This window comes from Nocardia sp. NPDC006044, assembly GCF_042871115.1.
Classification (GTDB): domain Bacteria; phylum Actinomycetota; class Actinomycetes; order Mycobacteriales; family Mycobacteriaceae; genus Nocardia.
Genome location: NZ_JBIAID010000003.1, coordinates 1,037,199 through 1,053,139 on the forward strand (window position 1 = coordinate 1,037,199; position 15,941 = coordinate 1,053,139).

Consider the following 15,941-nt stretch of genomic DNA (forward strand, 5'->3'; position numbering starts at 1 on the left):
TGAAACATGGATGACGGGTCAGACGATAGCCTTGAGACGCTGCACAAGGTGCAAGATCCGGGAGGACGCCATGAACGAGCTTGAGCGCGCTGTGAGCGGTTTTGTCGTCGATGGGTCTACGTCAGACCTTGTCCAACGGTCTGCACGGAATCTAGTGGATGGCCGGAACTCGGCCCAGAAGTTCGGAGCTTAGGGTGGCCGAACTCAGCTTCAATACCCTGCGAACCTGGAACGGCGAACAGAGCCGGGCTTTTGAAGAACTCTCCTACCAGCTACTGAAGGACCAGGTTCCCGTAGGGACACACGCCATCCGAACTGGAAACCCGGACGGTGGGGTTGAATGGTACGCCACACTCCCTGATGGTGCCGAGTGGGGCTGGCAGGCGAAGCACGTTTCAGGAATTGATGCCCTCCTTACCGCGATGACTGATTCCGTTAAGCGAGTTGCCAAAGAGCGCACTGACCTCCGAAAGCTCACATTCGCAATTTCATGGAATTTATCTACCGGCACCAGCGGCGGCGAACGGAAGTCACAGAGACAAAAATATCTGGACAAGGTGAATACTTGGAAGAAGGAAGTGAAAGGGGCTGACAAGATTGAGTTCTGCCTCAAGCAGGAGAGCGACCTCCTAGACGAACTGGCGAAGCCAGAACACCGGGGCCGTCGCTGGTTTTGGTGGGACCAAGTTGTCTTAGGCCCGGATTGGCTAAAAGAGCGGTATCGGGAGCAGGTAGACGCTGCCACCGAGAAGTACCGGCCCGATCTTCAGGTCGACATCCCAATTCAAGATGACCTCCTAGCGCTCGGATTCGATCAGGTCATTCTCGAAACATTTGACCGCATGCGACGTGACATCGCGTCCAACGCAGCGCACATAGATCTGTGGTCCAAGCACGAAGATGAGACCGTGACGTCAATAGTGGACTCGCTGCGCCACACTGCCAGACGTTTAAGGTCTGTCGCCGAGCTACTTGATCTCCAAGCCGGAGGCGACGGCGCCACTTTGGAACCGCTCCTCTCGGAGATAGAGATATTCCGTGCTGATATCATCTGGCTAAATGAGCATCTTCGCCGGGCCGATCAACAATGGCGCGATCTGCCAGGAGAAGAAAAATCGGAGATCAAAAAACCCTCGGAGCTGATAAGCCTTAGAGGTGCCTACAAGCTCCGTACCGCGATAGATGACTTTGACTATTGGCTCGAATCCTCGGTTGGAAAATCCTTCCTCCATCGAACGTACCTATTGACCGGGCAGGCTGGTGCCGGAAAGACGCATCTCCTCCTCGACGCAACTCGACGGGCGCTCGACGCTGACCGACCTGCCGTGTTCCTTGCTGGAGCACAATTTGGTCGAGGTGACCTGTGGATCAGTATCGCTGACCAGCTCGGCCTACCTGCGCATGGATCAGATGTATTGCTCAGTGCGATGGATGCCGCCGGTGAAGCAGCCTCAACAACGGGTCGGCGCTTTGTTGTCTTCATCGACGCGCTGAACGATACGACGCCACCGGACTTTTGGCGTACATCTCTACCTCGCTTGCGAGCCGCGATCACTCGATACCCACACGTGGCCCTAGCCGTAAGCTGTAGGGACACGTACCGGGAAGTCGTTTGCGATAATAGCGAAAGTGCCCGCTATGTCAATCAACAGCACCCCGGCTTTGCCGAGCGGGAAGTAGAAGCAGCGCAGAGGTACTTCGATCATTACCATCTCGAAGCACCGAAGATTCCACTGTTGACGCCTGAATTCACGCTACCGTTGTTCCTACGCCTCTACTGCGAAAGCCTTGCTTCGACTGACTCGCCCCCACCGCCTGCCGGTCACCTAGGTCGCATTGAGATATTCGAACGATACCTCAAGGCTAAAGTCTCGACAGTTGCGCGGCGACTTCGACCAGCCGCCACGTCAGGATATGAACTCAGCTCGGCCAAATCACAGGTGATCCAGGTGCTTGATGCCATCCTCGATGAGCTGTCGCGCGCGGGTCGAGAAGCCATGAGCCTTGCTGTCATTGAGCCAGCTGTTCGCGAAGCCGTACGGACATCGGGCGATGATCCTATTCGCATCCTTGGCTTGCTTCAAGAAGAAGGGGTTCTGACGCGAGAGCAGATGTATTTCAGCGATAGAGGCTTCGAGGAGGGCATTCGAATTGTATTCCAAGCCTTTTCCGACTTCTTGCTACTGAAGCGCCGTGTCTCGCTGTCTGCAGACCCGTTGCACGATATGCACCTTAGAGAATGGCTCGGGAACGAATGCAGCTACGGAATCCGAGAAGCTGCCACCGTCTTTTTTCCAGAGGAATACGGGATTGAGCTGCCGGATCTTTTGGGGCTTGAGCTGAGAACTGAGTCCGATAACGACAATGCGGACGATTATGACGATATTGATTGGAGGATGCGTCGGCTTTACAGCACTTTTGTGGAAACACTGCCATATCGCAAGTCTGACGCAATTACTCAACGTACGATAGATTTGCTGAACGATGCACAACTTTGTGTTACGCGTGCCGAACTTTATCGCGCTTTATTCACCTTGGCGCCGCAACCTGGGAATAGGCTGAATGCGCTCGGATTACATAAGTATCTAACCGACCGGCCTATGCCTGAGCGGGACGGTGACTTTGGAATTGCAACTTACGACGAGCTAATGGATGCTTTTGGTCCCGTTGCTCGCCTCGCTCGCTGGGCGGCGGCTGGCCCGTACGTGACCTACTCGGCCGAAGTTGTCGAACTTGCCGCGATCCCCCTCTGCTGGCTGCTGTCCTCGCCAAATCGGTTTATGCGCGACTGGGTCACGAAGGCACTCACGCAGCTGCTTCAAGGCCATCTGGATGTGATGCGAAAGCTCATTGAGCGTTTCTGGGAGGTCGACGACCCTTATGTTGTACAGCGAGTTATGGCGATTGCCTACGGCTCGCTTCTCCGAAGCAGCACACTTCAAAGGGACCATGCCACCCAATTAGCGGCATCAATTCATCAGCAGGTATTTTCGCCGCCAGTTCGTGCGGATGAGCTCATGCTCGATGCTGCACGTGGGGTTGTCAAATGGGCAGTCTTGAAGGAGCTGTTGCCTGGAAGTTCGTTAGATGCATTACAGCGTCCGCTCGGGATTAAGCTTCCAGACACCGCGCTGACTGAATCTCAAATTAAAGATAGGTACGGCTGGAAGGAAGGCCAACCAGATGACGAGTCTTATTCGCAGATCGTATTCTCTCTCACCGGCCTAAGCGATTTTGGACGCTACGTTGTCGAGCCTGGAGTAGGACATTTTTCCTGCCACAAAATTGGCGAAGAGTATCCTCCGGACCCGCCTCGCGATCCTGTTTTTCAGGAGGACCGTTGGTCGGAATTCAAACAACTGCTTAGTGAAGACCAGGTAACTCGCTTCGCTGATCGGCTCAGCGATCCCAAACGTCTGCACGATGATCTTACTGGCTTGAATTTTATTCTCTCCAGGGAAGAGGACCCGTTAACCGAAGAACAGCGCCGGCTGCTGGATGCCGCGTTCGAATATCCAGCACGCATAGACCACGAGTACCCGGGTGATGAGGCCAAGCGTTGGGTATTGGGCCGCACCATCAGTCTCGGTTGGACACCAAAGCTTTTCGGGGAATTTGACCGTCGGATAGTCAGCCGCGGTCGCGGTCGCGAAGGCCATAAGGCGGAACGCTGGGGTAAGAAGTATCAGTGGATGGCATACCACGAGCTCTTGGCACGTGTGGCAGATAATTATCAGCCCTCGACACAATTCGACAAAAACGCAACCTACGATGGTCTTTACCAGATCGTCGGAGATCGCGAAATAGATCCAAGCCTGCCGCCAATTGATTTTCGAATCTTCAACGACCACGGCGGTAAGGGTGCGACCGCATGGGGTCCGTGTCCTGTACAACTTGTAGGCTGGCCCGCAAAACAGTTGAACTTTGGTCGCTACAAGGGTGATATCTATAGCTTCTTAGACGACGTGGACTCAGAGCCCGCTGCCAAAGACGTCCTCTTCGTTCGGGATGCTGCCGATAAAGAATGGATAGTTCTTGAATGCGAAATAAAGCAAGTCGATCCACTGGCTCACGAGGGCTGGCGTGGTCTGCAGCAAGATTTAGCGATTGACTCATTTTTGATCCGAACCCAGGATGGCCCTTCTTTTTCTAGAGCAGCTGTAGAACTCGGATATCGATCCGTACTCGACGGCATTCGACCGAACTCACATGTGAACTGTTGTTACGTTGCCGAGGTTGGTCGTGCCGAGATACCCTGCGTACACCGTCGAGCGGAACTTGAAGGTGTCGAGTTCGCAAATTTCGACTTCAGAGTTGTTCCAACAACCGAAAGTTACGGCTGGGAAGGCAGTACCTACGACTGTTCCATCGGTGAAACTGCACGGACTTCACTCCCATCAACGTTCTTCCAGCAGACATCGAACCTTCTGTTCGATATAAATGGACCGAGCTGGCTTGATGCTGATCGGTCGCCCATATTCACACACTATCAGCAGGAAGGCTCTTCTAATTACGCTTTTCTGGTTCGCGCCAGCTTCTTGCGTGAATTTCTAGCGAGGCACAATCTTCAACTCGTCACAGTTCACTGGATGGACAGAAGCCAACTCGGCCTTGATGAGGATGATAAAATTTGTCGGCTGGACACCAGTCATATCTCGCGCGTTACGAGCACATTGAATGTTTCCACCACCGAGATGACGCGAGAGGAATATCGAGATGGTGTACGTCGTGGCGGTGAATCTGCGGCCACTTCAACATCGTCAGAAGACGATGCCTGAGTATTGTCTCAACTATGGCGGAGATATCTAACTCTCACCCCGTGATGCGTTGTTTATCCTCCTCGCCACCGCCGCCCGCATCTGCACCCCGCGCCGTAGCAGCGCCAACCGCACCGTGCCGGCATCCGCCCCCAGCTTCGCTCCAACCTGCTTGAGCGTCAGCCGCTCTTCTACGTACAGCTCGACCGCCCGGTCGACTTGGATCTCGCTGAGCCCTTGCTGCCGCATCGTTACGCCGATGCCGCGCAGGTGCCTGCTCACGGTCTGCCGCTGCACCCCGTACTTCTCAGCTAGCTGATACACCGTCATGCCACGCTGATAGTCCCTCGCCAGCTCAGCCTTCTCCGCATCCGACAGCTTGCGAACCCGCGCTCGTAACACGACTTCCGGCCGGTCCACGGCACCATCTACTTCAGCCCGCGCCTCCGCCAACAGGGTCGCAAGCCCCTGAACTGCGGCAACAAGATTGGAGCAGGACCTCAGAAACCGCACAACAAACAGTCCTTGACCTGGCAATACCGGTCGGGGATTCACGGCAATCCATTGCCCGGCATCGGATTTCGCCCACTCCCGCCGGAACAGCCCTTCCCGCAAGCCTGACGGCTGTCGTTCCTGATCGAGTCACCTCCGCGCGGCCCGGCGTCGCCCTGGACCGTGCCCTGTGGTCACACCAGTTCGGATTTGTAGAAGATGCTTGCCAGGCGCGCTTTTTCGACGCCAGAGGCGAAGCCGAAGCACAGCCGGGGCCGCCCCGCGACGATCTGGATGGCCATTCCCTCCGGCTCGCGATAATCCAGCGACTTTCCCGCCTGGGTCAACTCTCGTTGCACCTGCGCTCCCGTCCGTAGATCCACGCAGGTGATGAACGCATTGCCAGGTGCGGGATTGCTGTCGCCATAGGCGTTTCCGGTCAGCAGGTAGAGGTAAGTGCCGAAGGCGGTGTATCCCTGAAAGGTCCCCAGTCCGTCCGGCGAGGCGATATCGAACAGCCGCGTCGCACCGCCCGCCTCGACGTCTTTCAGATCGAATACGGCATACCGGAATCCGCTGCCCTGCGCGTAGCGCATAACCAGCCGATCGGTCGACGGGTCGATCGCACACGTGGTATTCGTTGCCCCGGGCACAAGGGTATATTTCCGCAACTCCCCCGACGAGGCCGTCAACGTCCGCCCGTCGGTGAACTCGAATCGAGCGATCCTGCTCCCGCGCGCACTCCCTTCCGCTCTCACCGCATCGGTCTCGGTCCACAGATAAGCCGAGCCCCCTACCGGCTCGACCCCGATCTGCACCCCATGCCCGAAACCCAGCAAATACATATGTCCCAGCACCACACCCGACGTGGACAACTTCGTCAAACACAAATCCCCCGCAGCGGCCGAACCCGCTCCGTTCCGCACCTGGACGGCGTAGATATGACCGTTCACATTGTCGAAAGCGAAAGATTGCAACACGGTTACGTCATACAACGCCTTACGCCACAGCAACTCACTCGACGGCGCACTCAACTCGAACCGCGGCTCCCCTCCCCCCTCGGCGATCGCACGACCGCCGACGGCCCATGCGGCCGTGACACCGGCCCCGAGCCCCAGAAAACTCCGTCGCGACACCGGCACACGCGAAGTCATCACACCTCCACTCGACAACTGACAACCCGCAGTCTGCCCGGCCGGACACCGCCGTCCCAGCCCCCGCCTCGAATGCCATCCCCTGTTCATTCGACTGTCACCGAGCTATCACCCCACCTCGCCGAACAGTCGCAGTCGCGCCGGGTTCAGTCGATCACACTCGACTACGTCGCCGAGCTCACGGGCGCACACACGCCTCCCCGGCTCCGGCTCTTCGACGTGGCGACTTGCCCCCTGATCTGCCGACCAGCAAGGGTGCGGCACCGTGTGCCGCCAAGGGAAGCAGGGCGGAGCGACCAGAGCAGGCCGCTCCGCCGGCAGCTACCGGTTCACTGCCTACGTCACCACTTGCTCAACCACTGAAACTCACCGCCGCGGACCCAGAATCCCAGATCCTCACCGTCGAGATCCATGGCCTTATAGAAGTACTGGTATCGACCCCCGCCCGGAATCCAGACTTCGCCGGAGTCGGTGACATTGTATTTCCCTTTTACATTCTGGCCGGTCTTTATGCATTCCCCTTTGGCCATCACATCATATTCGACAAAGTTGGGTCCACCGTGACTGTATCGCGTGGTTATATATTCCGATCCACCCTGACCACCCGTCCAGCCAGCCATGGCTCATTGTATCCATCCCTTTTGCATATCTGGATGTGATCGACGATATAACCGGATGGCTCCGCAGTCGCATTCGGAGCCGCATACAGCAAACATATGGATGCGCCTGCAATGGATGTTGCGGTAGCCGCCCACCAGCGATTCCGAAGCGCTACGAGGGACATTGAAAGGTTCCTTTCTCAATTCACGATGTCACGGACGTCGATACCTGCGTGGTTCTGGCCCGCTACTTCGATCGATCACCAGGCGTCGCACCGATCAAACGTTCGAACCAGCGGGCCGCAGCACGACAAATTATTCGTTCCACCCGGCAGCACTGGATGGGTGGCGCGCCGGATCTACTGAAATAAACCGTGCCCGGAACCACCGAAGATTTCCGGCACGAGGTGCTCCGGGTCGTATGGCGCCCAGCCGGGGTGCGGCCGGCGGAGATTCGGGCGTGGGATCGTCTGCACCACCCCTGCCGGCTCGCCCTCCGAGGAAGCCCTCGGGCTCCTGCGCCCGTGCCGTCGAAACCACGATCTGGACGCCCCTTCGCCGATGCCCGATGGTGTGGCAGGTGACCTTCCCCGATCATCTCTGGGCATTGGGCAGCCGGGCAATCATGTCGATCCCCGAGTCCGAAGCAGATGACATCTATGCCCTCTCGTTCTACGTGACCGACCAGGACGATGATCCGCGGCAGCCGATCCTGGCGATCGGCTACGACACCGGCACCCGGTACGAAGACAGAGCCGAAATGGTCTCGAACCCGGCGGAGGCTCGGTGGAATTTCGCCTTCTGGACGCAGAATGAGCTGGTCACGGTCGGCGACTTCGACAGCGATCCGGTGGGGGCCGGCGCTCGCGAGGAGTGGATCAAGGAGCTCGGATACTGGTACGAGACGGCGGATGTGCCGGATGACAACGACGAGTGGGACATGCGATTCCAGCCGCGCGCCGAGCAGATCGAGGGCCATTTCGTCCTGCTCTGCTGCGAGCTGGCCCGGCGCCTGCACGAGACCGGCGTTATCGAACGAACCATCGGCAGGGCAGTGCCGATAATCGTGCACGAACTCGAGTACTACGAGGAGATCGCGCTGCGGACGAAGCTCGCCAATCCGCCCGGCCTCGCCGATGATTTCATCGAATGGGTGCTCAATGGATGAGGTGCTCGCTACACGGTGAATTACATTGGCATAAGCCGTTTTTCGGTCGTCATCGGAGAGCTCGCGCGACACAGACCGAACGTTCGGGGTCGTACCAGGATTCGTCGGCGCAGCGGAATTGATAGGTCGCCATACGTTGCGTCCGGGAACTCATGCACCGATAGAACCCGGCCCGATCCTCGGGATCGGCGTAATACCCCTCGTCCCTGCCCTGACAGAAGTCCGTCCCGGCGCCGGTGGGGACGACGGCGTACTGCCGAGCGGCGATGTCCCGGCCGGAGCCGTCGGGCATATCCACCACAGCCAAGGTGCCGAGCGTGAGCGCCGCGACCCCTAATGGCGGGAGCACCGCCAGCACGGTTCCGGCGGCGAGGACGCCGGTACGACACACCAGGCTGTTCGAGTTCATGAACGGGAGGTCCCTGTCTCCCCGCGGGCGGGGTCGGCGGCTGGTTGCTCCCCTGTATTCGGTCCCGCGCGCCGCCCGGATCGTTTCGGTCACAAACCGCCTGGTCGGGCCGCTGCCGCGGGTGTCTCACGAGCCCCGATCCGGACCAAAATGACACTTGGACAACCGAAACCCGGTTTGTTAGCCGAAAACTTCTGTGACGTGTCGCACATTCGGTTTAGCAGCAAACTCCCTGCGTAGGTAACGGTTCAGCAACGACGCGGGAGGCGATCCAAGATCGCGAGCACCGTTCATTCATGATTCGTTTACCGTCCGTTCACTTAGTGTGACCATTCTGCGATCAGGTCATAAAGCGACCTGGAGTTTGGTAACACCGAGGAGTTTTTCACCCACATTCGGAAAACGACCGCAATGACAGGCCCCGCGCCCGTCGCGGTCGGCGGATCGGATCCGGCAACGGACCCGCTAACCCTAACCTCCGCCGAATGGACGCGCCGAGAGGCCGTTTTTTCTCCGCATCGAGATGCGGAGTCCCGCGCGACATCGCGGCCGGGCTCGCAGTTGAGCGCCCCGGCACCGCACCACTGAACGTCGCGTTCCGGGGACGTGTGTGTCCCCCCACAACAAAAACCCACAAGAGCACATCAGCCCGCACCGGCGAGCGCCCACCGCGCGCCCGCCCTGGATCCGTGCTGCCTGCGCGCCCGGATCGAAACCAGTCCCCGACAAAGGAACCGATTTCGTCATGCCTGACAGACGCTTTTCTTCTCTCCGCCGCTCGACGCTTCGCGAGGGTGTAACTTTCGCCATCGCCGCCGCAGGCGTCGTGGCCGTTGCCGCCTCCTCGGCGGTATCGGTGGCCGACGACAGCGTTCCGTCCCGCATCGCGATGGTGGCCGAGGTGCAGAAGGCCGCCGCGCCCGCCGCCGAGGTGGCCGCTCCGGCGCCCATGCCCGCGCCGCTGCCCTTGCCGCTGCCGATTCCCGCGCCCGAGCCCACGCCCGCCCCGGCCCCCGTGTACCCGGACAACCTGGACGGCTGGATCCGCCAGGCCCTCGACATCATGCAGGCCAACAACATCCCCGGCAGCTACGACGGCATCCACCGCAACGTGATGCGCGAGTCGACCGGGAACCCGCACGCGATCAATCTGTGGGACTCCAACGCCGCCGCCGGCATCCCGTCCAAGGGCCTGCTCCAGGTGATCGACCCGACGTTCCGCTCGTACCACGTCGAGGGCACCTCCTGGGACATCTACGACCCGGTCGCCAACATCGTCGCCGCCTGCAACTACGCCGCACGCACCTACGGCTCGATGGACAACGTCAACAGCGCGTACTGAGCCACGCCCCCACCGACGCCTCCCCGTCTGCCCGCGGGGAGGCGTCGTCGCGTCCGGCCCGCCGTCCGGCTAGGGTCGTTCACCACCGACCTTTGGACTTTCCGCGATGACCGATTACGCGCACAGCGACACGGCGGCCAAGAGCCGCGCCGAGAAGGCCCGGCGCCTCGCCGGCTATGTCTGGCACCTCGGGATCACCGGACCGGAGCTGCTGGCCATGCCCGCGGCGACCCGGCGCAAGCTCGCCAGGGCGGCCGACACCAACCCGCCGAGCACCGAGGAGACCTGGGTGACGGTGGCCGAGCTGCTGACCGAGAAGGACGACTGGGCCGCCCGGAACCCGGAGCATCCGGCGGCGCGGCGCGAGCACACCGACGAGAAGCTGATGTGGGTGAAGCCGCCGATCACGCCGTGGTCGTGATCCGTTCTCGGACAACGACTTCGGACTCGTACCGGCGCATTCGGTAGACTGGCGGCGATGCCCCCTCCGTCAAAGGTGACGTGATGACCGAGCGCAAACCAGCGAATCTGGACTTCGAATCGTGGATCGACAAGCAGATCCGCGAGGCGACCGAGCGCGGTGAATTCCGGAATCTGCCCGGCGCGGGCAAACCCATTCCGCGCGGCAACGACGACGAGAACTGGTGGCTGAAGGGTTATCTCCGGAAAGAAGGGGTGAGTGGCGACGCCTTGTTGCCGCCCTCGCTGCTGCTGCGCCGGGATATCGAGCGGCTGCCGGAGGTCGTGCGCGAGCTGAACTCCGAGCGAGCGGTCCGGGAGACCGTGCGCGAGCTCAACCAGCGGGTGGTCGACTGGCTGCGCCTGCCGCATGGCCCATACGTGCACGTCGCGCCGGTCGATACGGAGGCAGTCGTCACACAGTGGCAGGCCGAGCGAAAGCCAAAGCCCGCACCGGTCCCCCTCACCCCGCCCCCCGAACGACCCACCCGGCGATGGCCCTTCTTCCGCAGACACCGCGCCACCTGACACCATCCGACCGCCGCATCGAGTCGAGTCAAAAGGTCGTTCTCGTATCGAGCCGAGTCAAATGGTCGTAATTGAAGATCAAGTAGCGACCCTTTGACTCGACCCAACTGCCCACAGAATGTGCGCATATCTCGAGGAGACCGGCGGGCGGGGGCACTCGCAGGCATTCCCGGATGCCGCCTGTAACCAGGGACCGCCGCTGACCAAACCTGCTCTGCCCAAAGCGTTTGTAGCGCAAGAGCGGGGAGTCAGGCACCGATGGCGGACTCGGTGGATTCCGCTACTGCGACAACGACTTTCTCGGACAACGTTTGCATCGCGTGTGCCTCCGCGGGGGTGATGCAATCGATGAAAACCTCGCGTACCAGCCGCACGTGATTCGGGGCGGCGCGCTCCAGCAGCCCCCGCCCGGCCGGCGTCAACCGGACCAGCACCCCGCGTGCGTCCTCGGCCACCGGCTGCCGGTCGACCAGCCCGCGCGCGTCCATCCGAGCCAGATGCTTGGACAACCTGCTCTTCTCCCAGCAGACCTCGGCCGCCAGATCCTTGGCCCGCAGGCAGTCTCCCGGCGCGGCCGACAGCGCGACCATCAGCTCGTAATCGGCCGCGGACAGCCCGTCCTTGGTCAGGCCGGCGGCGATCGCCGCGTCCAGCCGCTGCCGCAGGCGGATGTAGGCCGACCAGGTCGCCTGCTCGTCGTCGTTCAGCCAGTCCATGGGAATGAAGTCTACCCATCGTTGGTTGACATGGACACCAAATGCCTGACCTGGAGGTCCAGATGCCCGCCATCACCGTCCCCGACCTGATGATCCTGCCTCGCCTGCCCCAGCCCACCGAGACCATGCGCGAGCGCCCGGTGCGTACCGTGGTCAGCGCGCCGAAACAGCGCGAGGGCGCGGGCTTCGAGGTACGCAGGCCGTTCCCGAGCGTCGACCTGCGCACCGCCGATCCGTTCATCCTGCTCGACCAGATGGGCCCGGTCGCCTACGAACCGCACGAGGCCAAGGGCGCGCCATGGCATCCGCACCGCGGCTTCGAGACCGTCACCTACGTCATGGACGGCGCCATGGTGCACCACGACTCCAACGGCGGCGGCGGGGTGATCGGCGAAGGCGACACGCAATGGATGACCGCGGGCTCCGGCATCCTGCACGACGAACTGCCGACCGAGCAGCTCGTCATGACCGGCGGCTGGTTCCACGGCATCCAGCTGTGGGTGAATCTGCCGCGTGCGCTCAAGTTCGCGGCGCCGCGCTACCAGGATCTGCGCGGCAGCGAACTGACCCTGGTCAGCTCGCACGACGGCGGCGCACTGGTCCGGCTCATCGCCGGCTCGGTCGGCGGCTTCGACGGCCCCGGCTCGACCTACACGCCGATCGCCTACGCCCACGCCTCGATCAGCCCCGGCGGTCAACTGGAAACTCCTTGGCCGCAACACTTCACGGCGATGGCCTACATCCTCTCCGGCAGCGGCACAGCCGGTGCCGAGCGCAGGCCGGTCCAGGAGGGACAGCTGGCGGTTTTCGGCCCCGGCGACGCGATCACGGTGAGTGCCGATGCGCGCCAACACAATCGGAGCGGCGACCTGGAGGTGCTGCTGCTCGGCGGACAGCCGATCCAGGAACCCGTCGTCCAGTACGGGCCATTCGTAATGAATACTCGCGCTGAAATCATCCAGGCCATGGACGACTACCAGGCAGGACGCATGGGAAACATCCCCGCCGAACACTTGGCGGGCCGTCGACTGGGCGAGTGAACAGGGCAAGCCGGGCATCCCCTAATGCCCTAGTTCTCCGGCGATCCGGTTGACAACCGGCCAACGCGTCACGACAGTGGATGCGGCGTCCGGTCGGACGCCCTATCCACCGCAGCAACTATCTAGAGGAATACATGAACGTTCGTCGGCTTACCTTCAGCGCTGCCGTCGCGGGACTGACCCTCCTTGCGGCGCCGACCGCGCTGGCCCAGCCCCCCTCGGGCTCCTCCGGGACCGGCTCGTCGGCCGTCGATACCGGCTCCGCCGCAACCGGTTCCGCCGGTCTTACGCAGACCGGTTCGGCGGGTGGCGCCTTCGCCAACTGTGATGACGCCCGCGCGGCCGGACGGGCTCCGCTCTTTCGCGGAGAGCCGGGCTACGGCCCGCACCTGGATCCGGATGGTGACGGGTTCGCCTGCCCCACGGTCTGATATTCGCGAAACAGAAACACCCGGTGTGCCGAGGCGCACCGGGTGTTCTGCTGTTCGGGGACCGATCAGCGGAAGATCTTGAGCAGCACCAGCCCAACCACCAGGGCGGCCGCGCCGATCAGGCTGTACTTCACCTTGGGCTCGTTCAGCTTCCGCAGCACGATCTGCTTGCTGTCGCTCGCGATCCGCTGTGGATCCGCGCGCACCGCGAGTTCGTCGAGCGTGCTCGCCAGCCGCGTGCGCGCGGCCTCGATCTCCTGCTCGATCCGCTCGGTATCCTTCGCCACGTTCAGGCCTCCTGTGTTTGATGTGCCGCGCCAGGGCTCGAATCGCGGTGCGTGTTCGGCCTTCGCGGGTCACCCTCAGCTCCCGGACGAGTCTATCCGTCCACGCGGAGTCGCCAGGGAGCGCGCGGCGTTCTGTCCATCCGTACAGCGCCGCGGGGTGCTGCGCGGCGCCGGCCTGTCGGTCCGCACAGTGTCGTTCGGTAGGTCCGCGTTCTGTCCGTGCCGTCGGTTACGGTGCAGGACGTGACCGACAACCAACGACTCTCCCCGGGTGATGCCGCCCCCGATTTCACGCTGCCCGACGCCGACGGCAAGGACGTGTCGCTCGCCGACTACCGCGGCCGCAAGGTGATCGTCTACTTCTACCCCGCCGCGAGCACCCCCGGCTGCACCAAAGAGGCCTGCGACTTCCGCGACAACCTCGCCGACCTGGACGGCGCGGGCATCGACGTCATCGGCATCTCCCCGGACAAGCCGGCCAAGCTGGCGAAGTTCCGCGATGCCGAGCAGCTGACCTTCCCGCTGCTGTCGGACCCGGACCGTTCCGTGCTCACCGCGTGGGGCGCGTTCGGCGAGAAGACGATGTACGGCAAGACCGTCACCGGCGTCATCCGCTCCACCTTCCTGGTGGACGAGGCGGGCAAGATCGAGGTCGCCCAGTACAACGTGCGGGCCACCGGCCACGTCGCCAAGCTGCGCCGCGACCTGTCGGTCTAGGGCTGTTCGTAGGACCGGATGAACTGCTCGTATCCGTCGAGCAGCCGGTCCAGGCCGAACCGCAGGTCGGCGTCGTCCCACTCGACGTCGTCGTCCTCGAACGCCTGGGCGGCGAAGGCGCGGGTCAGTGCGGGGAACCGCTGCGGATCGAGTACCTGGCTCAACAAGGCCGGGTACTCGTCGGTCTCCCCGCCGTCGGCCATCTCCTTGGCGACCCGCATCCGGCCGATCATGTACAACGAAACATTCAGTACCAGTTGCAGTTTGATCGACTCGGGGACGGCGGCCTCGGCAAACATGCCCAGCCCCGCGTCCAGCCAGGCCATGTTGCACGGACCCATCGGCGGCGCGGCCAACGGCAGATCCAGGAACCAGGGATGCCTGCGCATCGACGCGGCGATCCCCCACGCCCAGGCCTCGATCCCGGCCCGCCAGCCGACCTGGGCCGGCAGCTCCGGCGGTAACCCGATCGCCCGATCCGACACCAGGGTGAGCAGCGTGTCCTTGCTGTCGACATAGCGGTAGAGCGACATCGTGGTGAAGCCGAGGTGCTTGGCCACCCGGCTCATCGACAGTGCCGTGACCCCCTCGGCGTCGGCCACCTCGATCGCCGCCGCGATCACCTGATCGAGGCTCAGCCCGCGCTTCGGCCCGCGAGTTCCCGGTTCGTCCAGACCCCACATCAGGGCGAAGGACTTCGCCGCCGCCGATGTGCCACTGTCCGCCTCCGGCGTGTCCACCACTGTCGACCTCTCTTCTTCGATCACCTCTTGCCTCGCGCCGAAAACTGTGTACCGTTTAAACAAAGTTTAGCCCATACACAGTTTCGATCCGAGGAACCCCATGACAGTCCCATCCACCCCCGCCGTCAGCATCAGCGGGTTGACCAAAGCCTTCGGCGACCGGACGGTGCTGGCCGGCATCGACCTGGAAGTCGCGGCGGGAACGGTCTTTTCGCTACTCGGCCCGAACGGGGCAGGCAAGACGACCATGGTGCGCATCCTGGCCACGCTGGCCGACGCCGACCGCGGCGAGATCCGGGTGGGCGGCCACGATCTCGCGCGGGAGCCCGGCGCGGTGCGCCGCCTCATCGGCGTCACCGGCCAATACTCGGCGGTGGACGAGATTCTGACCGGTGCGGAAAATCTGCGCCTGATGGGCAGGCTGCTGCACCTGGACAAGCCGGAGAGCGCCCGCCGCACCGCTCGCCTGCTCGCGCAATTCGAACTCACCGAGGCCGGCGACGCCCGCGTCGCGACCTACTCCGGCGGCATGCGCCGACGCCTCGATCTGGCCATGAGCCTGATGGGTGACCCGCGGATCATCTTCCTCGACGAACCGACCACCGGACTCGATCCGCGCAGCCGCCGCGAACTCTGGCAGGTGATCCGGAACCTGGTCGCGGACGGCGTGACGATCTTCCTCACCACGCAATACCTGGAGGAGGCCGACCAGCTCGCCGACCGAATCGCGGTGCTGCACAACGGCAAGATCGTCGCGGCGGGCACGCCGGGCGACCTGAAGCAGCTCGCTCCCGGTGGACACATTCAGCTGCGATTCGCCGATCAGCAGGGGCTGGACGCCGCCGCGCTGGCCGTGCCGGGCGCGGAGATCGACGTCGAGCAACTGACCTTGCTGGTCCCGTCGGACGGCAGCGTCGGCACCATCAGACGGCTGCTGGATCAGTTCGACGATCAGGCGATCACCATCGACCGGCTCGCCATCCACACCCCTGACCTGGATGACGTGTTCTTCGCGCTCACCGGGCATCCCACCACGCAGAAAGCAGCGGCGCTGTGACCACTACCCTCACCAATTCCCGCCTGGCCGTGCGGGATTCGG

Annotated in this window: 16 protein-coding genes; 9 read left to right on the plus strand and 7 right to left on the minus strand. The window is 62.3% G+C overall.

Annotation, left to right across the window (positions count from 1 at the left end; genetic code table 11):
- Positions 1-194: 194 nt before the first annotated feature.
- Positions 195-4,778 carry a hypothetical protein gene (locus ACFYO1_RS29290; RefSeq protein WP_387237525.1) on the plus strand — a complete coding sequence of 1,528 codons (4,584 nt, stop codon included), beginning with the start codon at positions 195-197 and terminating at the stop codon, positions 4,776-4,778.
- A 27-nt stretch (positions 4,779-4,805) separates the two neighbouring features.
- On the opposite strand, the gene ACFYO1_RS29295 is transcribed toward ACFYO1_RS29290, so the two are convergent.
- From ACFYO1_RS29295 to ACFYO1_RS29305, 3 genes are all read right to left on the minus strand, one after another.
- Positions 4,806-5,372, minus strand: coding sequence for a helix-turn-helix domain-containing protein (locus tag ACFYO1_RS29295; protein WP_387237528.1), 567 nt, complete (start codon positions 5,370-5,372; stop codon positions 4,806-4,808).
- Positions 5,373-5,443: 71 nt separating this feature from the next.
- Positions 5,444-6,403 (minus strand): hypothetical protein, encoded by a 960-nt coding sequence (locus ACFYO1_RS29300; protein WP_387237531.1) that lies wholly within the window; start codon positions 6,401-6,403, stop codon positions 5,444-5,446.
- A 341-nt stretch (positions 6,404-6,744) separates the two neighbouring features.
- Entirely contained in the window at positions 6,745-7,023 is a 279-nt protein-coding gene (locus tag ACFYO1_RS29305; protein ID WP_387237534.1) for a hypothetical protein, read from the minus strand.
- Positions 7,024-7,582: 559 nt separating this feature from the next.
- Between ACFYO1_RS29305 and ACFYO1_RS29310 the strand changes: the two genes are divergently transcribed.
- Entirely contained in the window at positions 7,583-8,170 is a 588-nt protein-coding gene (locus ACFYO1_RS29310; protein ID WP_387237537.1) for a hypothetical protein, read from the plus strand.
- Between the two features lie 49 nt (positions 8,171-8,219).
- On the opposite strand, the gene ACFYO1_RS29315 is transcribed toward ACFYO1_RS29310, so the two are convergent.
- On the minus strand, positions 8,220-8,579 hold the full coding sequence (locus ACFYO1_RS29315; RefSeq protein ID WP_387237540.1) for a chitin binding peritrophin-A domain-containing protein: 360 nt from the start codon (positions 8,577-8,579) through the stop codon (positions 8,220-8,222).
- Between the two features lie 745 nt (positions 8,580-9,324).
- On the opposite strand from ACFYO1_RS29315, the gene ACFYO1_RS29320 reads away from it, so the two are divergent.
- From ACFYO1_RS29320 to ACFYO1_RS29330, 3 genes are all read left to right on the plus strand, one after another.
- Positions 9,325-9,921 carry a transglycosylase SLT domain-containing protein gene (locus ACFYO1_RS29320; RefSeq protein WP_387237543.1) on the plus strand — a complete coding sequence of 199 codons (597 nt, stop codon included), beginning with the start codon at positions 9,325-9,327 and terminating at the stop codon, positions 9,919-9,921.
- A 106-nt stretch (positions 9,922-10,027) separates the two neighbouring features.
- Entirely contained in the window at positions 10,028-10,342 is a 315-nt protein-coding gene (locus ACFYO1_RS29325) for a hypothetical protein (RefSeq protein ID WP_387237546.1), read from the plus strand.
- A gap of 83 nt (positions 10,343-10,425) precedes the next feature.
- Positions 10,426-10,908 (plus strand): DUF1992 domain-containing protein, encoded by a 483-nt coding sequence (locus ACFYO1_RS29330; RefSeq protein ID WP_387237549.1) that lies wholly within the window; start codon positions 10,426-10,428, stop codon positions 10,906-10,908.
- Between the two features lie 248 nt (positions 10,909-11,156).
- On the opposite strand, the gene ACFYO1_RS29335 is transcribed toward ACFYO1_RS29330, so the two are convergent.
- Positions 11,157-11,624: a MarR family winged helix-turn-helix transcriptional regulator gene (locus ACFYO1_RS29335; RefSeq protein WP_387237552.1), complete on the minus strand. Its 468-nt coding sequence runs from the start codon at positions 11,622-11,624 to the stop codon at positions 11,157-11,159.
- 62 nt (positions 11,625-11,686) lie between these two features.
- Here ACFYO1_RS29335 and ACFYO1_RS29340 point away from each other — a divergent pair, with 62 nt between their 5' ends.
- Positions 11,687-12,664 carry a pirin family protein gene (locus ACFYO1_RS29340; RefSeq protein WP_387238650.1) on the plus strand — a complete coding sequence of 326 codons (978 nt, stop codon included), beginning with the start codon at positions 11,687-11,689 and terminating at the stop codon, positions 12,662-12,664.
- A gap of 134 nt (positions 12,665-12,798) precedes the next feature.
- Entirely contained in the window at positions 12,799-13,095 is a 297-nt protein-coding gene (locus tag ACFYO1_RS29345) for an excalibur calcium-binding domain-containing protein (protein WP_357391113.1), read from the plus strand.
- A 65-nt stretch (positions 13,096-13,160) separates the two neighbouring features.
- Here the strand turns inward: ACFYO1_RS29345 and ACFYO1_RS29350 are convergent, their stop codons facing one another.
- Positions 13,161-13,382, minus strand: a complete 222-nt coding sequence (locus ACFYO1_RS29350; RefSeq protein WP_218474887.1) for a DUF3618 domain-containing protein — start codon at positions 13,380-13,382, stop codon at positions 13,161-13,163.
- Between the two features lie 243 nt (positions 13,383-13,625).
- Between ACFYO1_RS29350 and bcp the strand changes: the two genes are divergently transcribed.
- Entirely contained in the window at positions 13,626-14,099 is a 474-nt protein-coding gene (gene bcp, locus ACFYO1_RS29355; RefSeq protein ID WP_378719440.1) for a thioredoxin-dependent thiol peroxidase, read from the plus strand.
- Here bcp and ACFYO1_RS29360 read toward each other — a convergent pair.
- Positions 14,096-14,839 (minus strand): TetR/AcrR family transcriptional regulator, encoded by a 744-nt coding sequence (locus tag ACFYO1_RS29360; RefSeq protein ID WP_387237557.1) that lies wholly within the window; start codon positions 14,837-14,839, stop codon positions 14,096-14,098. The genes bcp and ACFYO1_RS29360 overlap by 4 nt on opposite strands.
- 103 nt (positions 14,840-14,942) lie before the next feature.
- Between ACFYO1_RS29360 and ACFYO1_RS29365 the strand changes: the two genes are divergently transcribed.
- Positions 14,943-15,899: an ATP-binding cassette domain-containing protein gene (locus ACFYO1_RS29365; RefSeq protein WP_387237560.1), complete on the plus strand. Its 957-nt coding sequence runs from the start codon at positions 14,943-14,945 to the stop codon at positions 15,897-15,899.
- The last annotated feature ends 42 nt before the right edge of the window (positions 15,900-15,941 follow it).

Excerpts from the sequence above, each read along its gene's own strand:
- ACFYO1_RS29300 (WP_387237531.1), bottom strand. The coding sequence starts at position 6,403 with ATGACTTCGCGTGTGCCGGTGTCGCGACGGAGTTTTCTGGGGCTCGGG.
- ACFYO1_RS29305 (WP_387237534.1), bottom strand. The coding sequence starts at position 7,023 with ATGGCTGGCTGGACGGGTGGTCAGGGTGGATCGGAATATATAACCACG.
- ACFYO1_RS29315 (WP_387237540.1), bottom strand. The coding sequence starts at position 8,579 with ATGAACTCGAACAGCCTGGTGTGTCGTACCGGCGTCCTCGCCGCCGGA.
- ACFYO1_RS29320 (WP_387237543.1), top strand. The coding sequence starts at position 9,325 with ATGCCTGACAGACGCTTTTCTTCTCTCCGCCGCTCGACGCTTCGCGAG.
- ACFYO1_RS29325 (WP_387237546.1), top strand. The coding sequence starts at position 10,028 with ATGACCGATTACGCGCACAGCGACACGGCGGCCAAGAGCCGCGCCGAG.
- ACFYO1_RS29330 (WP_387237549.1), top strand. The coding sequence starts at position 10,426 with ATGACCGAGCGCAAACCAGCGAATCTGGACTTCGAATCGTGGATCGAC.
- ACFYO1_RS29335 (WP_387237552.1), bottom strand. The coding sequence starts at position 11,624 with ATGGACTGGCTGAACGACGACGAGCAGGCGACCTGGTCGGCCTACATC.
- ACFYO1_RS29340 (WP_387238650.1), top strand. The coding sequence starts at position 11,687 with ATGCCCGCCATCACCGTCCCCGACCTGATGATCCTGCCTCGCCTGCCC.
- ACFYO1_RS29345 (WP_357391113.1), top strand. The coding sequence starts at position 12,799 with ATGAACGTTCGTCGGCTTACCTTCAGCGCTGCCGTCGCGGGACTGACC.
- ACFYO1_RS29365 (WP_387237560.1), top strand. The coding sequence starts at position 14,943 with ATGACAGTCCCATCCACCCCCGCCGTCAGCATCAGCGGGTTGACCAAA.